This is a genomic window from Caenimonas soli, from assembly GCF_013155545.1.
Lineage (GTDB): Bacteria > Pseudomonadota > Gammaproteobacteria > Burkholderiales > Burkholderiaceae_C > Ramlibacter > Ramlibacter soli.
In genome coordinates this window covers 12934-38438 of record NZ_JABJVV010000025.1, presented here as the reverse complement: position 1 = coordinate 38438, position 25505 = coordinate 12934, and the positions used below count along the sequence as shown (strand labels likewise).

The 25505-nt window shown below is 59.3% G+C and carries 22 protein-coding genes and 1 pseudogene; 11 read left to right on the top strand and 12 right to left on the bottom strand.

All coding sequences use genetic code 11. From position 1 onward, the window contains the following. Nucleotides 1–11: 11 nt before the first annotated feature. The 5 genes from HNE04_RS28625 to HNE04_RS26265 are packed head-to-tail and all read right to left on the bottom strand — an operon-like array spanning nt 12 to nt 4284. Complete coding sequence (locus HNE04_RS28625; RefSeq protein WP_172226399.1) at nt 12–332, bottom strand: DUF202 domain-containing protein; 321 nt, start codon at nt 330–332, stop codon at nt 12–14. Next, nucleotides 332–727: a YidH family protein gene (locus HNE04_RS26280; protein WP_235965440.1), complete on the bottom strand. Its 396-nt coding sequence runs from the start codon at nt 725–727 to the stop codon at nt 332–334. Before HNE04_RS26280 ends, HNE04_RS28625 begins: the two co-directional genes overlap by 1 nt. Before the next feature lie 7 nt (nt 728–734). Further along, nucleotides 735–2453 (bottom strand): cobaltochelatase CobT-related protein, encoded by a 1719-nt coding sequence (locus tag HNE04_RS26275; RefSeq protein ID WP_172226396.1) that lies wholly within the window; start codon nt 2451–2453, stop codon nt 735–737. Then, nucleotides 2450–3445: an AAA family ATPase gene (locus HNE04_RS26270; protein WP_172226393.1), complete on the bottom strand. Its 996-nt coding sequence runs from the start codon at nt 3443–3445 to the stop codon at nt 2450–2452. Before HNE04_RS26270 ends, HNE04_RS26275 begins: the two co-directional genes overlap by 4 nt. Further along, a complete protein-coding gene (locus HNE04_RS26265) occupies nt 3442–4284 on the bottom strand; it encodes an IclR family transcriptional regulator (RefSeq protein ID WP_172226390.1) in 843 nt (280 codons plus the stop codon). Before HNE04_RS26265 ends, HNE04_RS26270 begins: the two co-directional genes overlap by 4 nt. A 151-nt stretch (nt 4285–4435) precedes the next feature. On the opposite strand from HNE04_RS26265, the gene xsc reads away from it, so the two are divergent. The 7 genes and pseudogenes from xsc (at nt 4436) to betC (ending at nt 12662) form a co-directional block, all read left to right on the top strand. Then, nucleotides 4436–6238 carry a sulfoacetaldehyde acetyltransferase gene (xsc, locus tag HNE04_RS26260; protein WP_172226387.1) on the top strand — a complete coding sequence of 601 codons (1803 nt, stop codon included), beginning with the start codon at nt 4436–4438 and terminating at the stop codon, nt 6236–6238. A 12-nt stretch (nt 6239–6250) separates the two neighbouring features. Then, nucleotides 6251–7204, top strand: coding sequence for a bifunctional enoyl-CoA hydratase/phosphate acetyltransferase (locus HNE04_RS26255; RefSeq protein ID WP_235965437.1), 954 nt, complete (start codon nt 6251–6253; stop codon nt 7202–7204). A 132-nt stretch (nt 7205–7336) separates the two neighbouring features. Next, nucleotides 7337–7519: pseudogene (locus HNE04_RS28230) on the top strand (helix-turn-helix domain-containing protein); the annotation flags it as partial. A gap of 48 nt (nt 7520–7567) precedes the next feature. Then, entirely contained in the window at nt 7568–8158 is a 591-nt protein-coding gene (locus tag HNE04_RS26250; RefSeq protein ID WP_235965451.1) for an IclR family transcriptional regulator, read from the top strand. A 190-nt stretch (nt 8159–8348) separates the two neighbouring features. Beyond that, nucleotides 8349–10001: a GMC family oxidoreductase gene (locus HNE04_RS26245; RefSeq protein WP_172226381.1), complete on the top strand. Its 1653-nt coding sequence runs from the start codon at nt 8349–8351 to the stop codon at nt 9999–10001. 41 nt (nt 10002–10042) lie between these two features. After that, entirely contained in the window at nt 10043–11035 is a 993-nt protein-coding gene (locus HNE04_RS26240; RefSeq protein WP_172226378.1) for a Bug family tripartite tricarboxylate transporter substrate binding protein, read from the top strand. 22 nt (nt 11036–11057) lie between these two features. Continuing rightward, nucleotides 11058–12662 (top strand): choline-sulfatase, encoded by a 1605-nt coding sequence (gene betC, locus HNE04_RS26235; protein ID WP_172226375.1) that lies wholly within the window; start codon nt 11058–11060, stop codon nt 12660–12662. Between the two features lie 94 nt (nt 12663–12756). Here betC and HNE04_RS26230 read toward each other — a convergent pair whose 3' ends face one another. Genes HNE04_RS26230 through HNE04_RS26210 form a run of 5 tightly spaced genes read right to left on the bottom strand, consistent with a single transcriptional unit; the run spans nt 12757 to nt 19234 of the window. After that, a complete protein-coding gene (locus HNE04_RS26230; RefSeq protein ID WP_172226372.1) occupies nt 12757–13368 on the bottom strand; it encodes a nitroreductase family protein in 612 nt (203 codons plus the stop codon). Nucleotides 13369–13393: 25 nt separating this feature from the next. Continuing rightward, nucleotides 13394–14638 (bottom strand): SulP family inorganic anion transporter, encoded by a 1245-nt coding sequence (locus HNE04_RS26225; protein ID WP_172226369.1) that lies wholly within the window; start codon nt 14636–14638, stop codon nt 13394–13396. A gap of 17 nt (nt 14639–14655) precedes the next feature. Beyond that, nucleotides 14656–15588, bottom strand: coding sequence for a dimethyl sulfoxide reductase anchor subunit family protein (locus tag HNE04_RS26220; RefSeq protein WP_172226366.1), 933 nt, complete (start codon nt 15586–15588; stop codon nt 14656–14658). Continuing rightward, nucleotides 15585–16328, bottom strand: a complete 744-nt coding sequence (locus tag HNE04_RS26215; protein ID WP_172226363.1) for a 4Fe-4S dicluster domain-containing protein — start codon at nt 16326–16328, stop codon at nt 15585–15587. The genes HNE04_RS26220 and HNE04_RS26215 overlap by 4 nt, the downstream gene beginning before the upstream one ends. Continuing rightward, nucleotides 16325–19234 (bottom strand): molybdopterin oxidoreductase family protein, encoded by a 2910-nt coding sequence (locus HNE04_RS26210; protein ID WP_172226360.1) that lies wholly within the window; start codon nt 19232–19234, stop codon nt 16325–16327. The genes HNE04_RS26215 and HNE04_RS26210 overlap by 4 nt, the downstream gene beginning before the upstream one ends. 55 nt (nt 19235–19289) lie before the next feature. Between HNE04_RS26210 and HNE04_RS26205 the strand changes: the two genes are divergently transcribed. Beyond that, nucleotides 19290–20204, top strand: a complete 915-nt coding sequence (locus tag HNE04_RS26205) for a LysR family transcriptional regulator (RefSeq protein ID WP_172226357.1) — start codon at nt 19290–19292, stop codon at nt 20202–20204. A 275-nt stretch (nt 20205–20479) separates the two neighbouring features. Here the strand turns inward: HNE04_RS26205 and HNE04_RS26200 are convergent, their stop codons facing one another. Continuing rightward, entirely contained in the window at nt 20480–21004 is a 525-nt protein-coding gene (locus HNE04_RS26200; protein WP_172226354.1) for an acyl-CoA thioesterase, read from the bottom strand. Between the two features lie 615 nt (nt 21005–21619). Here HNE04_RS26200 and HNE04_RS26195 point away from each other — a divergent pair. Continuing rightward, complete coding sequence (locus HNE04_RS26195; RefSeq protein WP_172226351.1) at nt 21620–22435, top strand: IclR family transcriptional regulator; 816 nt, start codon at nt 21620–21622, stop codon at nt 22433–22435. On the opposite strand, the gene HNE04_RS26190 is transcribed toward HNE04_RS26195, so the two are convergent. Further along, the gene (locus tag HNE04_RS26190; protein ID WP_172226348.1) at nt 22412–23341 is read right to left on the bottom strand and encodes a LysR family transcriptional regulator; all 930 of its coding nucleotides are present in this window, start codon (nt 23339–23341) and stop codon (nt 22412–22414) included. The genes HNE04_RS26195 and HNE04_RS26190 overlap by 24 nt on opposite strands. A 66-nt stretch (nt 23342–23407) precedes the next feature. Here HNE04_RS26190 and HNE04_RS26185 point away from each other — a divergent pair, with 66 nt between their 5' ends. Together HNE04_RS26185 and HNE04_RS26180 are read left to right on the top strand one after the other, a co-directional pair. Beyond that, on the top strand, nt 23408–24421 hold the full coding sequence (locus HNE04_RS26185) for a TauD/TfdA family dioxygenase (RefSeq protein ID WP_172226345.1): 1014 nt from the start codon (nt 23408–23410) through the stop codon (nt 24419–24421). Nucleotides 24422–24532: 111 nt separating this feature from the next. Beyond that, a complete protein-coding gene (locus HNE04_RS26180) occupies nt 24533–25495 on the top strand; it encodes a Bug family tripartite tricarboxylate transporter substrate binding protein (RefSeq protein WP_172226342.1) in 963 nt (320 codons plus the stop codon). Nucleotides 25496–25505: the final 10 nt, after the last annotated feature.

Here is a 25505-nt window from a genome sequence, read left to right as displayed (position 1 = left end):
GCGGACCTCTGCTACAGCGAGCGCATCACCAGGCACAAGCCCGTAAGGCAAATCGCCAGCGCTCCAATGCTGACGGCCACGACAACTGCGGGCGATACTACTATCGCGTCCACGGATCCGTGGCGAAATCGACTTTCACGTCTCAGTCCGTATATTACTGTTAACGCGCCGGCCAAGAGGGCGACCACACCCATCGACGCGATCCACGTGTCGCGGCTCAACAAACCAGCCCTGAGAAACAAGACTGCATTCACCAGAAATGTCAAGGCAGTCCTACGCCATGCGAGGGCGGTTCTTTGAGGTTGCAGCCCTTGGTCGGCGCGACTTATCATCAACCGGCAAACGGAAGAAGGCACGCAAGAATCGCTGCAGCCAAAACGGCGAAGATCGCGAGCAGCGCGATGCCATAGTTGTGTGGAAGCGGAGCTGAATTACGCATCGCTAACTCATTGTCTCGCCATCTGTAATACGCCAATACGCATAGTAGACCCGAGGCGGAACATAACGCCACAGCGATCAAAACGAGAGCCCATCGTGGTGAAATGTGTGTCGCGAACTGCTCAAGAATCACGGACCCCGCCAGGACAGCCAGCGCAGTCCGAATCCATGCCAGAAAGGTCCTTTCGTTCGCCAGCGAGAATCGGTAGTCGGGCTCGTTTCCTTCACTTCTCCAACTGGGCATCCACTTGCCGCGCGTCGTGACCTTATCCCGCATTTCCGTTGTCATGAACCAATTATTGTTTGCACTTGCCGCCTGCGATAAGACTCGAGACTTCCCTGAACACTGCGTAGTTCAATGGACCCGACAAATCCAATACCTTGTTGCGCGGATAGTAAGCGCTCAGGTCCAAGCCGACACCAACTGCGCAGATTTCAATATCGCCAACCGAAGACTGGCGCGCGACAACATCTTGCAGATGGACATCGAGATAGTGAGGATCATTTGCAGTTGCGGTGGAGGCATCCATTGGCGAGCCGTCTGAGATTGCCACCAGAATGCGCCGGCTCTCGGCACGACACCGCATGCGGCTGCAAGCCCACTCAACAGCCTCGCCGTCAACGCCTTCCCGATAAAGATCAGGCTTGAGAAGCGCCGCCAGCGCGCGCTTCGCTCGACGCCAGGTCGACGATGCGTCCTTGAATACGATGTGACTGACCTCGGTGAGCCGCCCCGGATGCGAAGCGCTTCCCTCACGCAACCAGTCGCGCCGAGCGCGGCCGCCGTTCCAGGCCCGTGTGGTAAAGCCCAGGACTTCCGATGAAATTCCGCCCTGTTCGAGAGCACGCGAGAACGTGTCGACGAGGAGCGCGACGCGGGGACTGTATCCTTTCATGGAACCAGAGCAATCGAGGAGGAACGTAACGAGACAGTCGGCGGCGCGTTCAGTGCGCTCGATCCGGAACAGGCGTCGCTCTTTCGGCGATGCCACGAGCTGAGCCAATCTGCGGCCGTCGATGCGCCCTTCTTCCTGGCCGGGATCCCAACCATCGCGATGCGGGTCTGCCAACAGAAGCTGAAGCTCCCTTGCAAGCCGGGTCGGGTTCACCCCCTGCTTGGCGGCACTTTGATCCAACTGCATGCGGAGTTCCCGCAGCAAGTCACCCCGCACGAGCGACTCGGAGTGAGCTTCCTCGTCATATGCAACGGTGAACACGCGGTACAAACCTTGCGCCTCATCCAGAGCGCGGCTTGGTCCGACCGCCGCGACCGGCACAGTTTCCTCTTCACTTTCTTGCGCGCCCAGCCAAAAGGCGACGCGCTGCCGAGTGTCGTCGCACGGGTCATCGTCAGCTGCTGCCTCCTTTCCTGACGGATCCAGGAGGCTCGCCATGGACGACACCACACTTGCGACCTCGGTAGCCGCCTCTGCATATTTCGCCTGGTTGTCTCTCAGTCTGCGCAGCCGGCGAAGCGCGTTGCCGATTCTTGGCGCAAGGGCATTACGGGTTGCTTCCACGATGTCCTGCACCTGTTCGTCCATAGGTTCGAGCAGGATCCGAGCGCGACACACTTGGGCGGCTGTAAAGATGAGCAAACCATACTCCGAGTCGGTGAGTCCGCCCGAGAGAAATTGGCGCGTCCAGCACATGTGCCGATGTTCGAGGTTGGTTCTGACTCCGATCAGGCCTTCGGGCGCGAGTGATTCGACACGGTATTGTTCGAGCAGGTCGAACAGCGAACGGCCCAGCGCGTCCGCAGGCGCCAGCGCCTCATGCAGGTTCAGGTCGGTCTTTAACGCACGCAACGCAAGGCCATCAGCCGCACCGCGCTGGGAGTTCAGATCGTCGCCGTCCCCTGCAGACCGCAAATGGGCAGCTGGCGGTGGCAGAAGATGAGTTCCCCTGAACAGCCGAGATCCCCTGAGGTGAAGGTAGGGATCGCCAGCAAGCGCCCGTATCGATGCCGCGCAGAGTTCGGCGACTCGCTGCTCCCGACGCAAGGCCGATCTCACTGGGCCGCCTGCAATGCGATCGACTCGGTCAGTTCGGTTCCGAAGCAACGCTGGAAGAATTCCGCGACCAGGGGTCTTTCGGGCTCATCGCACTTGTTCATGAACGTGAGGCGGAACGCCAGCTCGACCTCCCCAAATATTTCAAGGTTTTCCGCCCAGGAAATAACGGTACGAGGCGACATCAATGCTGACACGTCCCCCGCAGCGAACCCTCGGCGTGTGAGGTCCGCTACGCTGACCATCCGGTCGATCAACTGTGCTCCTTCCTCACTCCTGAGGCCAGGTACGCGAGCTTGCACAATCGCGACCTCTTCCGCTCGCGGCAAGTAGTCGAGAGTGGCCACGATGTTCCAACGGTCGATCTGCGCATGATTGAGACGTTGCGCGCCATGGTACATGCCGGTCAAGTTGCCGAGGCCAAGTGTGTTGGCAGTGGCAAAGAGGCGAAAACCAGGATGCGGATGGATCACACGATTCTGGTCGAGGAGGGTCAACTTCCCTTCTAGCTCCAATATTCGCTGAATGACGAACATGACATCCGGCCGACCGGCGTCATATTCGTCGAAGATCAAAGCCATGGGCCGCTGCAGGGCCCACGGCACAATGCCTTCCTGAAATTCCGTCACCTGCTGGCCGTCGCGCAATGTAACGACATCTCGGCCAACCAGCTCCAACCGACCAATGTGACCGTCGAGATTCACGCGCACGCACGGCCAGTTGAGACGGGCCGCGACTTGCTCAATGTGACTTGACTTGCCGGTCCCGTGCAAACCCTGGACCAACACACGGCGATTTCTCGTGAATCCGGCGAGGAGCGCCAGCGTAATGTCTGGGTTGAAGCGGTATTCAGGATCAACGTCCGGAACGTGCTCGTCCTCTCCCGTAAAAACGGGCACCATCATAGATGACTCGATGGCAAATAGTTCTGAAACCGACGCCAGTCGATGTGGCGGAAGGGGGGACAGGCCTGAAATGCTGCTGGAATGGCTCATCGGCCCCCCCCCACCTTTTGTTTGCGCCTATCGATCGATTCATCGAAGTCAGCATCTGCCTCGATCTTGCTGAGCGCGGTTGCTGCACGCTGTAAAGGGTCAAGAAAAATGGAGATGCGATCCGGCAGCATACGCATGATCGGCGCTTGCAATGCTACGCAAAGGTTCGCGCGACCGTGATCTGCGGGGACGGGGACGGCCAGACACATGAGCCCGGGTAAGAACTCCTCATTGTCAACCGCATACCCCTGTAGCTCGACGTTTCGCACTTCTTCCTCAATCTGTTCAAGTCCGGTCAGCGTCTTGGGTGTGTATGTCTCGAGCGGTAAATGCTTTAGCAGTGCCTTGCGTTGCGCAGGGGGCATTTGCGCTAGGAATACCTTGCCGCTGGCGGAGCAGTGGACAGGGACCCGTGAACCGGTATGTAGGTAAAAACGTAGAGGTGCGGCCGTTTCGACGCGGTCTAGGTACATCACTTCACTTCCCGACAGCGCGGTGAGATTACAGCTCTCGCCCACTTCGCGGACGAGCTCTCTGAGTACCGCGTGTCTTGCTCCGCGTCGTGAATCATTCAAGAGCAGGTTCTCGGCCAGCCGGCGCAGGCGAATTCCGGTTCCAAAGTGCCGGCCATCCCCCCATTTCTGAACCAATCCTGAGCTCTCAAGCTGCTGAAGCATGCGGTGCAGGGTGGCTTTGGGCAGTCCGGACTCCTGCGCCAAGCCTTGAAGGGAGAACAAGCGGTCAGTAGAGGCAATGATTTCCAGCAGAGAGATCAATCGTAGGGCAGGCGTTTCGGAACTCTCCGAAATAGCTAGAGGCAGCGTTGCAAGAGGCTTCATCCGATCATGATATCCATAAAAATTGGAACGTCAAGTTCCGATTTTCTACATATTTCGTTGACAAGCAAGACTCTATAGCCGTATATTCCAGTCTCGATCCAATATTATGGAACGAAACGTACCATTTTAACCGATTACACAGGAGATCAGCATGGCCCTCACCACGCAAGAGCGCCGCCCAGTGTCGGGCGTGCAGAAGATGACGCCCTCGGAGGCGTTTGTAGAGACAATGGTGGCGCAGGGCGTCACGGACATGTTCGGCATCATGGGCTCTGCGTTCATGGACGCCATGGACATTTTTGCGCCGGCGGGAATTCGCCTGATTCCGGTGGTCCATGAGCAAGGCGCCGGGCACATGGCCGATGGCTACGCACGAGTCAGCGGTCGGCACGGAGTGGTGATTGGCCAGAACGGCCCCGGTATCAGCAATTGCGTCACCTCGATCGCTGCGGCCTTCTGGGCGCACTCCCCGGTGGTCATCGTTACACCGGAAACCGGTTCAATGACGCAGGGCCTGGGTGGATTCCAGGAAGCCAACCAGCTCCCGATGTTCGAGGAATTCACCAAGTACCAAGGGCATGTGACCAACCCGAAGCGCATGGCCGAATTCACTGCCCGCTGCTTCGATCGCGCATTGTCGGAGATGGGGCCGACGCAACTGAACATTCCTCGTGATTACTTCTACGGAGAAATCAGCTGTGAGATCCCCAAGCCGCAGAGACTGGAGCGAGGTGCGGGCGGCGAGAACAGCTTGAACGAAGCTGCCGAAATTCTGGCCAATGCAAAGTTTCCCGTGATCATCGCCGGTGGCGGTGTCGTCATGGCCGACGCGATTGACGAGTGCAGGGCGCTGGCCGAGCGCCTAGGCGCGCCAGTGGTAAATAGCTACCTTCACAACGATTCCTTCCCTGCCAGCCACCCGCTGTGGTGCGGTCCGCTGGGCTATCAGGGGTCCAAGGCTGCGATGAAACTGATGTCGCGCGCCGACGTGGTCGTTGCACTGGGCTCGCGCCTAGGCCCCTTCGGCACCCTACCCCAGCACGGTATGGATTACTGGCCGAAGGATGCAAAGATCATCCAGATAGACGCGGACCACAAGATGCTCGGTCTGGTGAAGAAGATCTCCGTGGGCATTTGCGGCGACGCGAAGGCGGCGGCCAAGGCACTCAATGCGCGCCTAGCGAACCGCACGCTCGCTTGCGATGCGACAAAGGCGCAGCGCGGGGATGCAGTTGCTGGCGAAAAAGCGGCGTGGGAGCAAGAGCTCACCGAATGGACGCACGAGCGTGATCCGTACAGCCTCGACATGATCGAGGAAGCCAAGAAGGAAGGTGGCCGTTGGCTGCATCCACGACAAGTCCTGCGCGAGCTTGAGAAAGCCATGCCCGCGGACGTGATGGTGTCCACGGATATCGGCAACATTAATTCCGTCGCCAACAGCTATCTGCGCTTCGAGCGGCCCCGCAGCTTCTTCGCGCCCATGAGTTTTGGCAACTGCGGCTATGCCCTGCCCACCATCATTGGCGCAAAAGCTGCGGCCCCGGACCGACCCGCCATCGCCTACGCTGGCGATGGCGCCTGGGCCATGAGCATGGTGGAAATCATGACCTGCGTGCGTCATGATATTCCGGTGACCGCGGTCGTTTTCCACAACCGCCAATGGGGCGCCGAAAAGAAGAATCAGGTCGACTTTTATAACCGCCGGTTCGTGGCGGGCGAACTGGACAATCAGAGCTTCGCCGAAATGGCGAAATCGATGGGCGCGGAAGGCATCGTGGTCGACACGCTGGAAGATGTCGGGCCTGCCCTTAAACGTGCCGTCGAGATGCAGATGAACGAGCGCAAGACCTGCGTCATCGAGATCATGTGCACCAGGGAACTCGGAGATCCCTTCCGCCGCGATGCGCTCGCGAAGCCGGTTCGGTTGCTTGAGAAGTACAGGGACTACGTCTGATCCCGCGCCGCCATGCTCAAAAACCTGGATGACGATGTGGTGTCGGTAATGCCGGCTGTGCATCAGCGCCTGAATGCGCTGGTGGAAGCTGCGCGTCGAAAGATCCAGGGCAGACCAGGTGCGGTGGGCGTGGTCTACCCGTGCAACGTTCCGGCAATCGAAGCTGCTGCTGCGATTGCCGAGGCGGGCATTGGGAGGCCGCTGCTGATCGGTCCCTGTAGCCTCATCGAACGGGCGGCCGATGATGCCCGCATACCCATCCAGTTGTTCGAGATCTTCAATGTGTCCGGCAGCGCATCGGAAGCGGCGCGGATGGCCGCTCTGCTTGCGCGTGACGGCAGTGTCGAATCCCTGATGAAGGGGTCGCTGCATACTGACGAACTCATGGGCGCCGTTGTCCGCAGGGAAAATGGCCTACGCGGCGAGCGTCGCATTTCGCACGCGTTCATCTTCGACCTGCCGAGATATTCGAAGTTGCTCGCGGTGGCGGATTGCGTGGTTAACATCGCCCCGGACGTGGAGACGAAGAAAGACATTTTGGGGAACTCGATCGAGCTGCTTCAAAAGCTCGGCGTTTCCCATCCGAAAGTAGGTATCGTTGCGGCGGTCGAGATGATTACGCCCGCGATTCCGGCGACCCTGCATGCAGATGCACTGGTACGGTTGGCGCGGGCGGGCCAATGGCCTGGCGCTCTTGTCGAGGGTCCTTTCGGGTTCGACAACGCGATTTCCATGGAAGCTGCACGCATCAAGGGCATCTCGTCGAGTGTCACCGGAGACGCAGACCTTTTGCTAGTGCCCGATCTTAATTCGGGCAATATGCTGTATAAGAGTTTCAACTACATCGGTGGCGGCGATTGCGCCGGACTAGTGCTGGGAGCGAAAGTCCCGATCATTCTGACGTCCAGGGCGGATTCGAAGCTTGCGCGATTGGCATCTGCGGCACTCTCCGTCCTGTGCGCCTGAGGTGATCGCTGGCTTCTGCGGCGATCGACGCGATTGATAAAGCGTGCCGCGTCAGCGGTAACGTCGAGCAGCTTCGCCTTCGTCGGTTCCTGTGCAGTACTATCCGCTTGTGCCCGCGGAACCTGCCGAACGATGGAACAAGCTTCTCGAGAAACCAACCCGACCCAACACGATCAGACCGCCGAGCTTGCCAGCACTCCGTCTCGAGAGACAGGAGGGGGCTCGGCAGAACGGTGCTTGAGACTGTTGCGCTCTGTCGCCTCAGCTGGGCGGGCGGTCTCGTTGGCCGATCTTTCAGCGGACCTAGGTCTGCCCAAGGCGACGGCCCACCGTTTGTGCACACAGCTCCTTGAGAGCGGCTACTTGGCCCGCGACGTCGACGAGCGCTACTTCATCGTGGGACCGGAATTGCGCAGAATGGCCTTCGACACGCTGAATCACGACAGCATTCGCGGACTGCGACACGAAGTGCTGACCGCGCTGGTCGCAGAGGTGGGTGAAACCTGCAATTTCACCACTCTCGACGGTGCGAGCGTACTCTATCTGGACCGTGTCGAGGCTCCTTGGCCTTGGCGACTGACACTTGATCCCGGCGCGCATGTACCTCTTCACTGCACCGCCAGCGGGAAGTTATTTCTCGCGCTAATGCCTGTGGCGCGACGCGAAGCCCTCATCGCGCAGTTGCCGATGCAACGCCTCACGTCGTCGACGATCACAAGTTCGCAGGCACTTAGAGCGGAGTGCGAAACTATCGCGGCCAACGGCTACTCGGTCGATCGCGAAGAGTTCATCCCTGGTCTGATCGCGGTAGCAGTGCCGGTGCTCGACGGGCACGGGCATGCGCGCGCTGCGATCGCCGTTCACGCCCCAGTCGGGCGGATGAGCCTGGAAGTCGCTTTAACAAAGCTTTCCGCCTTGCGGGACGCCTCCGCTCGCATGCGCGGGCTGCTTTAAGACAACGAATCCCTAGGTTCGCATTGCGCCTGCCTTCACCAAGGCAGCCCCTCAGCACGCTTCGCTAAAAGCGACGCAAAAACAAACTTAAAAGTAAGCGTAATCCCGCATATATGGAACATTGCGTTCCGAACTATAGATGATTATCATCTCATTTCCGGAACGATTCGTTCCGAAATTGAGATGCGCCATGACTCAGTTTGATTTCATTATTGTGGGGGCGGGGTCGGCCGGGTGTGTTCTTGCCAGCCGATTATCGGAAGACCCCAACACCACAGTATTGCTGCTCGAGGCGGGCCCCTCAGATGACTCTTTCTGGATTCATCTGCCTATCGGTTACGGCAAAACCATGTGGAGCAAGAAATACAACTGGTGTTTCGAAACGGACCCCGACCCCAACATGAATGGTCGGCGCATTTATTGGCCGCGCGGCAAGACGCTTGGCGGTTCAAGTTCCATCAATGGACTGATCTATATCCGGGGGCAGCGAGAAGATTACGATGGATGGGCAGCACTGGGCAATCCTGGCTGGTCCTACAGGGACGTCCTCCCGTACTTCATCAAGTCGGAGCGCAATCAGCGAGGGGCGAGCACCTACCACGGCGCAGATGGGCCTCTTTCGGTCTCGGACATCGGCGCCAAGAACGAACTCATTGAAGCCTTTATCGAAGGCGCCCAGCAGCTGGGCGTGCCGCGCATCGACGACTTCAACGGTCGGCAGCAGGAAGGAGCAGGGTATTACCAGCTGACCACCTGGAAAGGTTGGCGGTGGAGTACGGCAAAGGGCTATTTGAAGCCTGCTCGTCATCGCACCAACTTGAAGATCGAAACCGAAGCGCAGGCCACCGGTGTGGCGATCGAAAATGGCCGAGCCGTTGGCATTCGATACCGGCAGCGAGGGGTTGATCAGTTTGTGCGTTGCCGGCATGAAGTACTCCTTGCAGCAGGAGCGATTCAATCTCCTCAGATCCTTCAACTCTCCGGCATCGGACCGGCGAGCCTGCTGCGTAAGCATGGCATCCGGGTTGTCCGCGATCTTCCCGGTGTCGGTGAGAACCTGCAAGATCACCTGCAGATCCGGCTCATCTTCGAATCGACGCGGCCAACAACGAATGACACCCTTCGCTCTTGGTTGGGCCAAGCCGGCTTGGGACTTCAATGGCTATTCAAGAAAAGCGGCCCGCTGGCAGTCGGCATCAACCAGGGCGGCTGCTTCATGCGCGCGCTCCCCGACGAAACTGTCACCCCAGACATTCAGTTTCACGTTGCCACTCTCTCGGCAGACATGGCGGGCGGCGCCGTTCATCCATTTTCTGGCCTGACTCTTTCAGTGTGCCAACTTCGCCCGGAATCTCGTGGGCACATCAGGATCAGATCCTCCGACCCCTTTGAGACACCCGAGATGCGGCCGAACTATCTGTCGACGGACCTGGACCGGCGCACGAATGTCGCAGCGGTCAAGGCTGCCCGTGCAATCGCCAACAGTCCCGCTATGCGCCCGTACATCAAACGGGAAGTCAAACCTGGGTCAATGGCGAACGATGATGCATCGCTGCTGGAGTTCTGCAGGAACAACGGGGCCACCATCTTCCATCCTAGCGGAACCTGCCAAATGGGTCCCGACCCAAGCTCAGGCGCCGTAGTGGATGCACGGTTGCGCGTCCACGGCGTCCAGGGACTGCGGGTCGTGGACTGCTCCATTATGCCCACCCTTGTGTCCGGAAACACCAACGCACCCGTCGTGATGATGGCCGAAAAGGCTGTCGACATGATTAAGGAAGACATGCGGACCAGCATTCAACGTCCAACCAGTTCGACGGAACGGCCGCTAGTTGTGGCTTGAGTTTTCACTATCTTTCGCCCAATCGCTCAAGGAGACAGATCATGACCCCATTCATCCAATCCAAGCTGATAGGTTGCGCCATTGCGCTGATGGCTACACTCACTTCGTTCTCGCTTCCCGCTCGCGCTGACGACGGGTGGCCGCGCCAACCGATCAAAATCGTGGTGCCCTGGCCACCGGGCGGCGTAGCCGACTTTCTTGGTCGGCTGGTCGCGAGCTCGCTTACAAAGCAGCTGGGTCAGCAAGTAATCGTCGAGAACAAGGCGGGCGCTGGCACCAATATCGGCTCGGACTACGTGGCAAAAGCCAACCCCGACGGATACACGCTGCTCATGGCAAGCAGCAACAACGCCGTGAACATGTCCCTATATCCAGCAAACCCCTACAACACGTCGCGCGATTTCGCGCCAATCGCGCTGGTGGGCTACACGCCCATGGTCATGCTGGCAAACCCCACTGTGCCCGCGAAAGATCTCGGTGAATTTATCAACTTCGCGCAGGCGAACCCCGCCAAGATCACCGCCGCGTCGGCGGGCAACGGCAGCCCATCCCACCTTGCTGCAGCGGCCTTCGAACGCTCTGCCAAGGTCAAGCTCGTTCACGTTCCCTATAAGGGCGCGGGCCCCGCCGTCACCGACCTTCTCGGCGGCCAGGTACAGGTTCTTTTCACAAACGTTGCCGCCTCGATCGCACATATCCGGGGCGGAAAGCTAAAGGCTTATGCGATCACCGGCCAGCGCCGCAACCCTGCCCTGCCGGAAGTCCGCACCTTTGCCGAGGGCGGCCTGACCGACTACGATTCGAGTGGCTGGTATGGCTTGGTTGCGCCCCGTCAATCACCCGCGCCCGTGTTGCAACGGTTGAGCGAGGCCATGGCAAAGACAATGAGTGACCCTGCATTCGTCGAACGTCTTGCGCAGCAAGGAGTCGAATTGCCCGCCGCGGCCGGCCCGCAGGAATTCGCCAAGTTGATCAACAAGGACATCGACCGATACCGCCGGCTGATCTCCGATTCCGGTATCAAGCCAGAATGATTTTGCAGTTCGGGAGACAAGCATGACGAAGAGACCCAATATTCTGCTGATCATGGCGGATCAGCTGAACGCGAGCTTCCTGCCGATGTACGGCAATGCGATTGCCAAGACACCCCATTTGCAGGCATTGGCGGAACGTGGCACCACATTCGCGAATGCGTACTGCAACTACCCAATCTGCGCGCCTTCACGTTACTCGATGCTCAGCGGTCGGCTGCCACACGCTATCAACGCATTCGACAATGCGAGCGAGTTGCCCGCGTCCACACCGACTGTGATGCACTATCTGCGAGAGCTCGGATACGCGACTACCCTGTGCGGAAAAATGCATTTTGTCGGACCGGATCAGCTTCATGGCTACCAGGACCGCCTCGTGACCGACATCTATCCGGCCGACTTTGCGTGGGTTCCGGACTGGACCAAGGGCCCACGTAATGCTCCGACAGGCATCAGCATGCGTGCCGTGATCGAAGCTGGCCCTTGCCTGCGCAGCCTGCAGATCGACTACGACGACGAGACGGAATTCAATGCACAACAGAAAATGTTCAATATTGCGCGCGGGGATCGCTCACAACCATTCTTCCTGACCGTCTCGTTTTCTCATCCCCACTCGCCCTACACCGCTTCCCAGGAGCATTGGGATCGTTATAAACATGAGGAAATCGATGCGCCGAAAGTCGGCCCCTTGCCTGTCGAAAAGATGGACAAGCACAGCGAGTGGCTCTACTACTCCCACGGTCGGGATCGCTACGACATACAACCTCAGCACGTTCAGAACGCCCGGCATTCCTATTACGCGATGATCAGTTACGTCGACGACAAGGTCGGCCGACTCATGAAGATTTTGCGGGACACCGGCCTTGAAGAAGACACCCTGGTCATCTTCACGAGCGACCACGGCGAGATGATGGGTGAGCGGGGGATGTGGTTCAAGCAGTGCTTCTTCGAAGGCTCGGTGAAGGTTCCCCTCATCATCGCCGGCGCCGGATGGTCCCATAAGGGCGGCGTCGACGAACTAGTGTCTCTCGTGGACCTCATGCCGACGATGCTGGACGTCGCGACCGACGGCGCCCCTCCAGAGATGCGAGGACCCACGGATGGAAACAGTCTTCGCCGGTTTTCCGCGGAGACGGACTCCCAATGGCCCAACCTTGTCTTCTCTGAATACAGTGATATGGGTGTCTGTGCACCTTGCCGCATGGTCCGAAGCGGCAACCTGAAGCTGATCTACACGCATGGCTATCCGTCCCAGCTGTATGACCTCAGCACAGATCCGCTAGAGCTGGAGAATCTCAGCGGCGACCCGGGCTGTGCTTTGGGCGAAGCGCGTCTGTTGCGGTTACTTCTCTCCAATTGGGACCCTGAGTCGATCAATGAACGCGTGCTACGCAGCCAGCGCGAGCGTGAATTGATCTACTCGGTGACGTCGAGGGCCCAGAACAACTGGTCGTGGATGTGGCGACCGGACGATGATCGCAGATATGTCCGATCCGGCGGGGACGCTGAAGGTACTGTCGCGACGAAGGGACGCGCGCGGTTCCCGTACGTGCCTTCAGCCCAAGCGTCGTTTCCCGGCGCGCCCGATTCGGATCTGGTACCGCGTCTCCAGCCCGTGCGCGCAAAATAGCTCAACGTCGGAAGGGAATGGCCCCTCCAACTGTCTCCTATCATCTCCCGGCTGTCGCTGTCGCTATTTGCGATAGCCCGGTAGTTCTTAATCGTTAAGATTCCAGCGTGCTGAAGTACCGGGAGGGATGAGGTACTCTTCTCTCCGGCGGGCGGTACACAACTGAACCAAAATTCAAAAAGCAAAGCGCCTCCTCCTCGGGGCTAATCTGAAGAAATTCTCGCAATGCCTTCGCGCGCATCGCCTTTCCACTCGTTAACGCTGATCCGAATCCCATCGCCGTAGCCATCAGCAGCATGTTTTGGATTCCGCAGCCGAGTGAAATCAGCCGTTCCTCCGCGGGAATCTGCGCTTCATCTTCAGAATTGCAGCGGCATATGGCGACCATGAGTACAGGTGAACGTGTTGCTTTTTGTCGAGCGTTTGCTAGCTGCTCTTCTGAAGCCAGAGGATCGCGTTCGAGCAATGCCTGCGCGAACGCCAGACCAAGACCGTGGCGTGCTGAATGGGGTATCAGAACAAAGCGCCATGGGGTGAGTTCACCATGATCGGGCGCCCAACTTGCAGCTTCCACAATGACCGACACCTGCTCTTCGTTCGGACCGGGCTGTGCTAGGCGCTTAGGTCGGATCGTGCGCCGGAAGCGCATCAATTCGCCAGTCTGAATGACTTCAAAACCTGGAACCAATACTGACCTGGCTTGCATGGAACTGGCTCGCAACTTAAAAATGCTACGACTTCGGTTGAAGGAAGCGTTTACAGAGCCACGCCGTCAGAAGACCTATGAGGATTGCCCACTCCAGTGAAACAGTCACGGTCGCCGCAAAAGTGAGTACAAGTGCAACTCGCTCATGCGGCACATCGAGCCAGAGGTGCTTCAGCTCCTTAACGTTGAACAAGCTGGCAGCCACGACGCAGAGCAGTCCGGCGATGACCGCCAAGGGCAAGTACTTCGCTAGCGGGGAAACGAAGAGAAGGATGATTACAAGAAAGATAGCAGCGCAGATGGCCGCCAGAGGGGTGCGTGCTCCCGCGGCGACGTTGACGCCTGAACGGTTGAAAGACCCACTTGCGGGATATGACGAGAAAAATGATCCGACAAAGTTCGCCAGTCCTTGACCAATAAGCTCCTGGTTTCCATCGAAGATATCACCCGAGCGACGGGCTACTGCCTTTCCGATAGCCATTGCTTCCGTCAACCCGAGCAATGTCATAACCAGGGTGGCCGCAGCGAGTGTGCGAACGGTCTCAATGGAAATGTCGGGTGGGGAGAAGGGCGGTAAGGGCCCAGGGAGCGCTTGCACTGTCGCAGGGTGGTCGAACCCAGGGAGCGATGCGACAGCCCACGTAAAAAGGCTTCCACCGACCACCGCCATTAGCATAGAGGGAATCTTCAGATTGCGCCTTTGCACGATAAAGACAATGCTGATTGTCACCAGTGCGCTCAGCACCGGCAAGGACCGCACTTCACCAAGATGTTGCCACACCCCCCGAGCCGATCCCATCACAGACAGTCCCCGCGGCAAAACCAGGCCTAGCAACGTTCCGACTTGGCTGTTAACGATGAGAACTGCAGCACCGGCTGTGAAGCCCGCTATGACCGAATGGGGAACGTGCTCGACCCACTTTCCAACTCGCGCAAAACCGAGCCCAAGTTGCGCAACGCCCACTAGGAACGTGAGCGTTAGGACCAGTTGAACATATTCGGCGCTCCCCGTTGCCGCCAAAGGCGCGATCAGTGCCATTGTCGTCAGCGAAATCGCATTCGCCGGGCCCGTTACCATGAGCCGACTGCTCCCGAAAAGGGCCGCGACCACACACGGCACCATGGCTGCATAAAGACCATACTGAGGCGGCATTCCGGCCAGGGTTGCGAAGGCGACGCCTTGCGGCAAGACCACAACAGCGCCCGTCAACCCGGCCAGTAGATCGGCGCGAATAACCCCGGGCTGCCGCCAGATGGGCAGCCATCGCATGAATGGCAGGGGCGCCATTAGGACACAACCTGGTAATAGAGGTTTTGAGGATGGCGTGCCTGGGCAAAAAAGAACCATCTCTCAGCCAATAGACCTACGAATTGAATCGGCAGCGCGACCAGCCACGCATTATTCCAATCGCTTGCAGATGCGAACGCAAGGAGAGCAAGAGGCGCCGCGAATCCTAGGACTTGAAAGATGATCTTCATGCGCCGAAATGCGGCCACAGATGCGTGATGAAAGAACTCGCGCGTATTAAATGCCCCTCCAGTCATTCCCATAGACTTCTGGACGAGCCGAGGAGCGTGGATACCGGTTGCAGACTGAAGCGTCGACTTCGGTTTCAGCTTCGCGTTGCGACGCAAAGAGAGTGCGCGAGTCAGCCATGCAAGGGCCGTGATAGCGATCGTCCAAGTTGTCAAATTGGCCACAAATCGAGCTTGCCCAGACGTGACGCCCAATGCGCCGGCAAGTATCGACCCCGATGACAACCCAATGACCGTGTAGTTCACGATCGTCAACGGATGTGCCCATTCCTGAATAAAGCGAATGCAGGCGTAGATCATCGCGGTGCAATACCAGAGCATTGCCGCAGCAGCAATAACGATCCACGGAAAGAACCTTCCGAACGGTTCGAAACGAGCACTGGAAAGTGCGTAGGCCCACGCTGCGACGAGGACGACAAAGAATGGTAGAACAATAACCTCACGCGACATCCAGGATGTGCGCCACATCATTGCTGCGCGCCAAGCCCGTGATGGCCGCCCAAGGTGGAAGAACGACGCTACCAGCGCCCCCATTAGGATCGCCACCGCAACCCACAGGGATCGTGAGGCAAACGAACTGTCCAGGTCCATACCAGCAAGCTGCAGGACGGCAAGAACGACCGCAAGGCCTTGCGCGGCGCCCGCCAGCGTTGTGAAGACAATGATCGAAAGGGCTGGATTCATTGCAGGTTCGCGCCGTATTCAGGGGAGATGGAGCCGCCGACTCCGAATTGCAGCTGCCCGGTCTCGACGTTCATGCCAACCTTACGGTCGCTCTCGCTCACAACTGCACGAGGCAGATAGTGGTTCGCTGGTTGCGTCTCCCACTCGGGCATAAGCTGGTAGCCGCCACGTTCCCGAATAGCCTTCGACACTTCCGAGTCGGGATCCTTGACATCCCCGAAGAGGCGCGCGCCGGTAGGGCATGCCTTCACACACGCAGGCTTTCGATCCTGCGGCGGGAGCAGCTCGTCATAAATCCGGTCTACGCAAAGCGTGCACTTGGTCATAACCTTGCGCTCGTCGTCGAGTTCCCGCGCTCCGTAGGGACAGGCCCAACTGCAATAGCTGCATCCGATGCATTTGTCGTAGTCCACTAGGACGATGCCGTCTTCCTTGCGCTTGTAGCTGGCGCCCGTAGGGCAAACTGGAACACAAGGCGGGTCTTCACAATGCAGGCAGCTTTTTGGAAAATGTATGGTCTGGGTATTCGGAAAGGTTCCGGCCTCGTACGTCTGCACGCGGTTGAAGAACGTGCCAGTCGGCGTAGCGTTGAACGCGTTCAAATCAGACAGCGGTCCCGCTGCCCCGGATGTATTCCATTCCTTGCACGAGGTTACGCACGCATGGCACCCAACACAGACGTTGAGATCAATTACTAGTGCCAATTGCTTGGCCAGGGTTTCCTGGGCGGCTGCAGTCATGGATATCTCACGTCAATGTAGATGCACTGTGGATCCTGAGCATCCGATACAGACATGGCCTCGGCCGAACGTGGTACGCGCGGCTCCGTGTGGGCCGGTTCGTCCGGATCTGCGGGTTTGATTCGAACGCGAACGTCATACCACCCTGCTTGTCCTGTCACAGGATCCGAATTACTAATAGTTTTTCCTTGGAAGGGGAGCTCTTCGCTTATTAGGTGATTCAGTAGAAAACCGAGCCGCGACTCGTCAGCGTCGGGCGCGAGCTTCCAAGCCCCGCTTGCTTTCCCGATTGCGTTCCAGGTCCACACCGTTCCCGGTTCAACCGCTTCGCTGTAACGAACCATGCAGCGCACGCGCCCCCATCTGCTCTCGATCCAGCTCCATCCGCCGTCGGCGATACCGGCGGCGCTCGCGGTGGCGGGATTGACGTGCAAATAGTTGTGGCTGTGAATTTGACGCAGCCAGGCATTTTGCGAGTCCCAGGAGTGATACATCGCCATTGGCCGCTGCGTGATCGCGGCCAATGGATAGGCTTCTGTATCGGTGCACGCCTCCTCGAGCGGGGGATACCAGAAGGGCAGCGGGTCAAAGTACGTGTTGATCCGCTCCCGCAGATGATCCGGCGGCCGTCGGCCGCGGCTCTTGCCCTGCGCTGCAAGACGGAAGCTTTGGAGAGTATCCGAATAGATGGCGAGCTGCACTGGGTCATTCTTTTGACGCCATCCCTTCTCCATCGCGAAGTCCAGATACGGGCGGTTCCAATTGCGCATGTACTGCTGATCGACCGGCATGTGGTACTGAAAGACGCAGTTGTTCTTGGCGTACATGTCCCACTGCTTTGGATTGGGTTCGCCGCGCAGGTGCTTGGAACCGTCCTTGCCGCGCCATCCCATAAGAAAACCAATACCAGGTTGGGCCTGGAAATTCACGACAAAGTCGGGATAGTCGTTGAACTTTCGCGTACCGTCGGCATTGGTGAAGGCAGGAAACTTAAGACGCGACGCAAGCTCAATCAGGACTTCCTGGAAGGGCTTGCACTGCCCCGATGGCGGAACGACGGGGATGCGGACCGAATCTACCGGCCCATCAAACTCAGAGATAGGTCGATCAAGCATGCTCATCACGTCATGCCGCTCGAGATAGGTGGTGTCCGGCAAGACCAAGTCCGCAAAAGCGACCATCTCACTTTGAAACGCGTCGCACACAACAAGGAATGGGATCTTGTACTCACCGCTGTCGTCCCGCGCATTGAGCATCTCGCGGACGGCCATCGTATTCATCGTGGAGTTCCAGGCCATATTCGCCATGAAGATCAACAATGTGTCCAGACGGTAGGGGTCTCCGCGAGTGGCGTTGGTGATGACGTTGTGCATGAGCCCGTGCGCAGAGAGCGGGTGCTCCCACGAAAATGCATGGTCTATGCGCAGGGGAGTCCCATCTTCGTGGATGGCAAGCTCTTCTGGGCTGGCCGGAAAGCCGAGCGGAGCTGCATTGAGCGGCGTGTTCGGCTGCACCATCGACGGATCGTTGAACGCCCGGTAGTTCGGGACGATATGTCGGGGGTATGGCGCCTTGTGACGGAACCCGCCGGGCGCATCGATTGTTCCCAAAACACTCATGAGCACTGCCAGCGCCCGAACCGTTTGAAAGCCGTTTGAGTGAGCAGCCAGACCACGCATCGCGTGGAAAGCGACGGGTCGACCTTGGGTTGTTTCGTGGCGCTTCCCCCATGCATCTGTCCAGGGAATCGGCAGTTCGAAGGCCTGATGCAACGCAGTCTTTCCTAGCTCTTGCGCCAGTTTCCGGATTCGGATTGCAGGGATGCCGGTGATCGTTTCCGCCCATTCAGGCGTCGTTGTCGCCACTCGCTCCCGAAGAAGCTGGAATGCCGGCGCCACGCGCGTTCCGTCGGGCAGGGTGTAGTGGCCTTCCAACGCAAGCACGCGCCCATCCCGATTCCCCTCCGGATACGCAGCCACCACACTGTTCGTCGCCATGTCCCACGCCAACTTGTTGTGAGGATTGCGGCCATCGCCCGGTGGCCCCGCCGCAGGGTCAAATGCGAAGAGCCCCTCCCGCTCGCCTTCATCAAGCACCACGAGTTGTGGCCCATTGGTAAACCTTTGCAGGAAAGGCCGGTCGATTAAGCCGCTGCTGAGCAACTCGTGCAAAAGCGCCATGAACAATGCGCCGTCCGTGCCAGGGCGGATCGGTATCCACTCATCCGCAATCGCGGAATATCCGGTGCGAACCGGGTTGATCGAGATAAACCGGCCTCCTTCGCGCTTGAACTTGCCAAGCGCCATCTTCATGGGATTGCTGTGATGGTCCTCTGCCGTTCCAATCATGACGAACAGCTTTGCGCGGTCGAGATCCGGTCCCCCAAACTCCCAGAAGCTGCCGCCGATGGTGTAAATCATCCCTGCAGCCATGTTCACCGAGCAGAACCCCCCGTGCGCGGCGTAGTTCGGAGTGCCGAACTGACGAGCGAAGAGCCCGGTCAATGCCTGCATCTGGTCTCGCCCGGTAAACAGCGCGAATTTCTTCGGATCGGTGGCTCGAATCTTTCCCAGGCGCTCGGCCAGGATTTCGAACGTTCGCTCCCAGGAGATGGGCTCGAATTCGCCGGCGCCCCGCTCGCTGCCTGGTTTTCTCAGGAGTGGCTGCGTCAAACGAGCCGGTGAGACCTGTTTCATAATCCCGGAGCTGCCCTTAGCGCAGATCACACCTTTGTTGATCGGATGGTCAGGATTCCCATCGATGTACCTGATTTCTCCCTCACGCAAGTGCACCCTGATTCCACAGCGGCACGCGCACATGTAGCAGGTCGTGGTCTTGACCTCCGTGCTCACGGTGTGGCTCGCGGTCGGGTTGTGGAGCGGCTCGCGGGAAAGGAACTTGAACATCCGCGGAATGCTAGGGGCCATTGTTGAATCGATAAAGCGGATAATTCTTCTCGCCATGACCGATAAAACCGATCAACGTGTCCGTTTGACCCTACGTCAGCTTGAAGTGTTCAGTGCGATTGCCCGGGGGGGCTCTACTCGCGCGGCGGCAGGACAGGTTGCACGCTCGCAATCAGCTGCAAGCAACGCCCTCAGCGAACTGGAGACGACTTTGGGCGTTGAACTGTTCGATCGGGTTGGAAAGCGCCTGGTTCTCAACGAGAACGGCCGAGCCCTCCTCCCCCGAGCAGCAAGCATCGTCGAACAGGCGATAGAAAGCGAGGCCCTCTTCACCGACTCCCACTTAGCGCCGCTTCGCCTCGCTTCGAGTTACACGATAGGTGAGTACTTGTTGCCTGATCTGCTTGCAGATTGGAGACGAACTCACCCCAAGAGTCAGATCAAGTTAAGCATCGTGAACACACATCAGGTCTTTGAGTCTGTGGCCACCTTTGCTGTCGACGTGGGATTTATCGAAGGGCAGCATACGCATCCAGACTTGACGGTGAAACGGTGGCGCACCGATGAATTGATAGTCATCGCGTCGCCCAAACATCCGTTCGCCAAGCGAAGGCCGTCCCTGCGTCAACTTGCAGATGCGGTCTGGATCCTGCGCGAACCGGGATCGGGCACGCGCGAGGCCTCCGATCGGTGGTTGATCCCCAACCTGCAACACGTCAACGTCGACCTCGAACTGGGAAGCAACGAAGCGGTCAAGCGCGCGGTTGCCTCGGGACTCGGGCTGGGCTGTTTGTCACGGCACACGGTTGTCGACGCCATCAAACAAGGATGGCTTGTCGAAGTTAAGACATCGCTATCTGAGATGCGCCGCACACTGTCGATCGTCATGCATCGCAGCAAACAGCTGGGAAGTGTTTCACAGGACTTCTTGCAGCACTGCATGCAGTCATCGAAACGCCTTCGGCAATAGCCGGACTCGAGAACTGGACACATCCATCGGATCAGGACCACGCGTGATCTATCGAGGAGTCTCGGACCGGCTCACCTCATCGTTTTTGAGAGTTTCACGTACTGATGTCCTTTGAGTTATTTTGCACATTTCGCGCCAAATGGAACCGAGGGTACGACCCGACCGATATGGAGCCGCTGTATGTCTAACTTGACCCACCGTGTCGCCTGGCCTGAACCCACAACTGAGCAGGAATCGAGCCGCATCTTCTTCAGTATCATCAGCCATCGCTCGCTCTAAGCATTGCTGGACGCAGGACCTGAAATGAGGTTTCTGTCAAACGGCTGGCAACTAGCACTGGAGAGTAGCGGATTGCCGCATGCGCGGCGGTAAGCGTCTAGAACGCTTCGCAACATCGGACGGATCTCGACGGACCCTTTTTCCCCGCGGGGGATGCAAATTGGCGTCAGCTGCGCCGTAAACACCAGTTCGCCGTGCTTCCTTGCCGCAATCTGGACGTCGAACGTGCGCGTGGGCACGTCCAGCGCATGCAGCGTCATCTCGAACTGGTCATTGGCCCACAGCGAGCCCACGAAGTCGAATGAAAGCGCGCGGGTAGGCGTGCCAAGGCCGTGATTATTCGTCGCTTGCTGTGTCCGCGTACCGAACAAGCAGCCGCCGTAAAGTGGCCAGTCCGCTCCGGTTAAATATTCGGCGAACGTCACCGTGTACACAACGCCGGCGGGATCGAAATCGCCCCACTTCACGCCAGGCCGAATGGTCACGGGTGCTTCGCAGATGACAGCTTCCTGGGTTTTCATGCAGCTCCAGAACAAGTAGTCGACATCGCGTTCAACGACTGGTGTCACGTGGACGTTGGTCAGTCATATTTGGGCTAGGCGAGGGCAGCCGGCGATCGGAGCTCTGCAACGTTGTGCCCTTCGATGTATGTAGGCCGAACGGAGCCGGACGCGGCGTGACGATTTGACCACCCTTGCATGCGCGCAGTTCGTTGAGCTTTTGCAGCAGGAAAGCCATGACTGCGGACTCACATAGACAGGGCGCCCGAAACCTTCGAGCAGGGCGACAGGTTCACCATGGGCGGCTGTGAATACTAGGGCACCGAACCATTCCCTGGGAATAGGATGCGTCAAGATGATAATGGCCCCTTGTCATCGCATCCGCGCGAATCACCTCCTTTTGGTGCCACATGAGCACCCATCGCATGAACGACAGGAATCGCACTACGAAACGACATGGTAGTAGAGGTTCTGAGGGCGGCACGCCTGAAAAAACGGAGACGCCTCGCTCAACCAATAGGAACTTGAACATTGTGGAATGCTAGGCGTCCTTGGTGAATCGATAAAACGGATAATTCTTCTCGCCGTGACCGATAAAACTGATCAACGGCCAGCGGGCCTAAACTACATACTGGCATGAACAACACCTTGCTTAAGGGCCTCGCCGTGCTCGAACTGCTTTCGCGCAGCCCGCGCGCGCTCAGCCTGACGCAGATCGGCAAGGAGCTGGGTATGGGCAAGAGCAATGTCCACCGGCTGATGCAAGCCCTGGTGGAAACGCGATTCGTATTGCGCGACGAAGAAACCGGCACGTATACACCCTCGATCAAGCTCTGGGAACTAGGCTCCGCCGTCCTTGGGAAACTCGATCTGCGCCGGCACGCCGAGCGACAGATGGAAGGCCTGATGGAACTCACAGGGGAGAGTGTTCACCTTTCGGTCCTGGATGGCCTCGAGGTCGTATACGTGCACAAGGTCGACAGCGAGTTCCCGGTGCGCGCCTACACCCAGATCGGTGGCCGGGTGCCGGCATATTGCGTCGCGACCGGCAAGGCGCAACTCGCATTCACCCGGGAGCACGTCCTCGAATCCGCTTGCGGCGCTCTGAAGCGACACACCCCCAACACCATTACGAACCGCGACGAATTCCTCAAGGACATGCAGAAGGTTCGCCAGCGCGGCTACGCGACAAACCGGGCAGAGTGGCGCGAGGACGTGTGGGGTATCGCGGCGCCGGTCATGGACGCACGCGGATTCGTGATCGCCGGCGTCGGCATTTCGGGGCCGGCATCGCGCTTTCGAAAGTCGGTGCTGACGACATGGGCCGATGCGGTGATCGCCACTGCCGCCGGCATCTCCGATGCGCTGGGTGGCGGCCGGCCGCCCACGGCGCTAAACCGCGTTCGCTTCGGCACGGCCGACGCTCTGTCATGGCCCGAATCGCCTGAGTGAGAGCACAGCCTTCACTGCATCCGTCACGGCGGACACGAAAGCCGTCGGCCGCTGCGCGAACGAGAGCAAGGTGAGCTCAGCGCCCGGCATTGCAGGCTCCGCGTGCAGGACCTCCAGCTTGCCCAGCGACACCTCGGCGCCGTAGTAGTCGCACGGCAGGAGGCCGACGCCCTGTCCCTGGGTCACCAGCCGCGCGATGACCTCCATGCTGCTGCAAGTGATCGCCGGCTGGTAGCGCGCACCACCGTTCTTGAACCACGCCTTGGTCACCGCATGATGAAAAGACTCCGGCGGGAATGCGATGACGGGATGAGCCGCGATATCCGACGGCGTGAGCCTGGTGCCCCCCACGCCCAGCGAAGGACTCGCCATCCACGCGAATCTCTCTTCGCCGACGGATTCGCAGTGCAATTCGTCATCTTCCAGGCGGCCGGCGATGATCGCCACATCGAGCTGGGAGCCGCGCAGTTTCCGGGTGAGCGACTTCGAAAGACCAATGTCCAGCTGCAGTTCGAGAGCGGGGTGCCGCGTCCGCAACTCGCGCACCAATGCCGGCAGCCATGTGCCCGCCACCACGCCGACCGCGCCCAGGCGCAAGGTCCCCGTGAGGGACGCGTGGTCGGATATGCGCTCACGCAGTTGCTCCAGCGCTCCGACGATCTGCCGAGACATCTCGAACAACTCCCGGCCCTTCGCCGTCAGCTGCGCGCGATGCGCGCTGCGGTCGAACAGCTCCACCCCCAAGTAGTGCTCCAGGTCCTTCACCCGCGCCGAAACCGTGGACTGCGTGGTGTGCAGCGCCTCGGCAGCAGCAGCGAAGCTGCCCTTTCCGACGATCTGAATGAATGTTTCCAGTTGCTTGAGGTTCATCGCCAGCAGCGATGGAAAGCCATCGCCCGAATTCATTGGCAAGTCTAGCGGAGTCTCCCTAAACTGCCGCTCACCCGATCAAAGCGTTCCCCAGGAGACATCATGCAGCCAGCCGGAAACATCCTCAGCGAATTGGATAGGAGCCCCCCGTCGGCAATTCCGCGCACGCCCGTTGCGGGCAGCGTGGTGTGGGATGCCGCGAGCCTGAGGCCGAGCGACGGCATCGTGAAGCTCGACGCCGAAGCCCTCCATGAACTCAGAAGCGTCGTCGCCGTTCTTCGCGACAACCCGTTGCCCGTCGAGATGCTCGAGCCCGACTGCTTCCGTCTCGATGCATGCCGCCAGATGATGGCCCGCGTCAAGGAAACGCTGGATGCCGGGGTCGGTTTCGTGATCATCGACAAGCTGCCGATGGATGAGTTCTCCAAGGAGGAGGCCAAGGCGGTCTACTGGATCCTGTCGCAACTCGTTTCGCGCCCGGTGGCGCAGAGCTGGGACGGCAAGATGATCTATGACGTCACGGATCTCGGGAAGCCCCCGGGCAATGGCGTGCGCCCCGACGTGACGAACGCCGAGCAGAACTTCCACACCGACAACAGCTACAACGTCTGCGCTCCCGACTACGTTGCACTGCTGTGCCTTCGCCCGGCGAAGGAGGGAGGCATCAGCAGCATCGTGAGCTTTCACACGGTGTACAACCAAATGCTTGCCAAGCACCCAAGGCTCGTGGACCGCCTGTTCGGGCCCTATCTGTTCGATCGCAACAAGGAACATGCGCCGGATGCGCCGCCCGTGATCAGCCACCCTCTGATGCAGGTGGTGAACGGGCGGCTGACGAGCCGGCTGTCCCACCGGCACGTGGTCAATGGCTACAGGATGGCCGGCGTCCAACTCGACCCGCTGAGCGAGGACGCGCTCGAGACGTTGGAAACCACGATGAACCAGCCGCACCTGATCCGTGAATTCTTCTTCGAGCCCGGCCAGATCCAGATCGTCGACAACCGCCGCCTAGGTCATCGCCGCACCGGGTACACCGACTTCAACGACGAGGACATGAAGCGGCACTTGGTGCGCCTCTGGCTGCGCACCGAAGGACGCCGTTTCTACAACGGCTGAGTCGGGCAGTTGGGTTTTGGTTCCCAAATGTGGAACTCTTGACCCGCTGATGTGAACGATGGGAAAGTCGTCGCCTCACCCACGACGGCTTTTTCCTTTTTCGGAGACAACATGCATCGACGCAACTTCCTCTACGCGGCACTTAGCACGCTCGCCAGCGGCACAGTCTTCGCGCAGGCCTGGCCCGGCAAACCGATCAAGATGATCGTGCCCTACCCGCCCGGCGGCGCGAACGACATCACGGCGCGCATCTACGGCCAGCATCTCGCCGCGGCTCTGGGCCAGTCGATCGTCATCGAAAACCGCGCCGGCGCCGGCGGCGAGATCGGTGCAGAGGCGGCGGCCAAATCCGCCGGCGACGGCTATACGCTGCTGTTCGCCGCCATCGGCAGCCTCACGATCCATGCGGTCGCTGCCACCAACAAGCCCTACGACCTGAAGACCGACCTGTTGCCCGTCTCCATGGGCGCCGGCGTTCCGCTCGCGCTCGCCGTTCGCGCCACCCTGCCGGTGAGCAACGTCAAGGAATTCCTGGAGTACGCCCGCGCGCAGAAGCAGGCCCTGTCCTATGGCTCCGCCGGCAGCGGCTCCACGCAGCACATGACAGGCGAATACTTCAAGCAGGCGGCGGGCATCGACCTCGTGCACGTTCCGTACAAGGGCAGCGGCCCTGCCATGACGGACCTGCTGGGCGGCCAGATCGACGTCGTGTTCGAAACGCTTCCTGCGTTGAGCGCGCACTACACGAATCCGAAAATCAAAATCCTCGCCGTCACGAGCGGTGCTCGCAGCAGCATGCTTGCCGAGTTGCCGACGCTGCGGGAATCCGGCGTGGCGGATTTCGACGTCACCACCTACTACGGCTTGCTGGCGCCCAAGGGCACGCCGAAGCCGATCGTCGACCAGCTGTCTGCCGCGATGCAGGCGGTCGCGAAAAAGCCGGAGTTCGTGGCGGCTATGAGCAAGGCCGGCGCGGATGCCATCACGACCACTCCGGACCGCATGGATGCGATGGTCAAGGGCGAAATCGAAAAATGGGGCCGCGTCCAGAAGACGGCCCAGGTCAAGCTGTGAAGGAAGAAGT

Coding starts and splice junctions, on each gene's coding strand:
- HNE04_RS26270 (WP_172226393.1), bottom strand. CDS start 3,445: ATGAGCCATTCCAGCAGCATTTCAGGCCTGTCCCCCCTTCCGCCACAT.
- HNE04_RS26265 (WP_172226390.1), bottom strand. CDS start 4,284: ATGAAGCCTCTTGCAACGCTGCCTCTAGCTATTTCGGAGAGTTCCGAA.
- HNE04_RS26240 (WP_172226378.1), top strand. CDS start 10,043: ATGACCCCATTCATCCAATCCAAGCTGATAGGTTGCGCCATTGCGCTG.
- HNE04_RS26255 (WP_235965437.1), top strand. CDS start 6,251: ATGCTCAAAAACCTGGATGACGATGTGGTGTCGGTAATGCCGGCTGTG.
- HNE04_RS26220 (WP_172226366.1), bottom strand. CDS start 15,588: ATGAATCCAGCCCTTTCGATCATTGTCTTCACAACGCTGGCGGGCGCC.
- betC (WP_172226375.1), top strand. CDS start 11,058: ATGACGAAGAGACCCAATATTCTGCTGATCATGGCGGATCAGCTGAAC.
- HNE04_RS26280 (WP_235965440.1), bottom strand. CDS start 727: ATGACAACGGAAATGCGGGATAAGGTCACGACGCGCGGCAAGTGGATG.
- HNE04_RS26195 (WP_172226351.1), top strand. CDS start 21,620: ATGAACAACACCTTGCTTAAGGGCCTCGCCGTGCTCGAACTGCTTTCG.
- HNE04_RS28625 (WP_172226399.1), bottom strand. CDS start 332: ATGATAAGTCGCGCCGACCAAGGGCTGCAACCTCAAAGAACCGCCCTC.
- HNE04_RS26190 (WP_172226348.1), bottom strand. CDS start 23,341: ATGAATTCGGGCGATGGCTTTCCATCGCTGCTGGCGATGAACCTCAAG.
- HNE04_RS26180 (WP_172226342.1), top strand. CDS start 24,533: ATGCATCGACGCAACTTCCTCTACGCGGCACTTAGCACGCTCGCCAGC.
- HNE04_RS26210 (WP_172226360.1), bottom strand. CDS start 19,234: ATGTTCAAGTTCCTTTCCCGCGAGCCGCTCCACAACCCGACCGCGAGC.
- HNE04_RS26225 (WP_172226369.1), bottom strand. CDS start 14,638: ATGCGATGGCTGCCCATCTGGCGGCAGCCCGGGGTTATTCGCGCCGAT.
- HNE04_RS26185 (WP_172226345.1), top strand. CDS start 23,408: ATGCAGCCAGCCGGAAACATCCTCAGCGAATTGGATAGGAGCCCCCCG.
- HNE04_RS26200 (WP_172226354.1), bottom strand. CDS start 21,004: ATGAAAACCCAGGAAGCTGTCATCTGCGAAGCACCCGTGACCATTCGG.
- xsc (WP_172226387.1), top strand. CDS start 4,436: ATGGCCCTCACCACGCAAGAGCGCCGCCCAGTGTCGGGCGTGCAGAAG.
- HNE04_RS26205 (WP_172226357.1), top strand. CDS start 19,290: ATGACCGATAAAACCGATCAACGTGTCCGTTTGACCCTACGTCAGCTT.
- HNE04_RS26245 (WP_172226381.1), top strand. CDS start 8,349: ATGACTCAGTTTGATTTCATTATTGTGGGGGCGGGGTCGGCCGGGTGT.
- HNE04_RS26230 (WP_172226372.1), bottom strand. CDS start 13,368: ATGCAAGCCAGGTCAGTATTGGTTCCAGGTTTTGAAGTCATTCAGACT.
- HNE04_RS26215 (WP_172226363.1), bottom strand. CDS start 16,328: ATGACTGCAGCCGCCCAGGAAACCCTGGCCAAGCAATTGGCACTAGTA.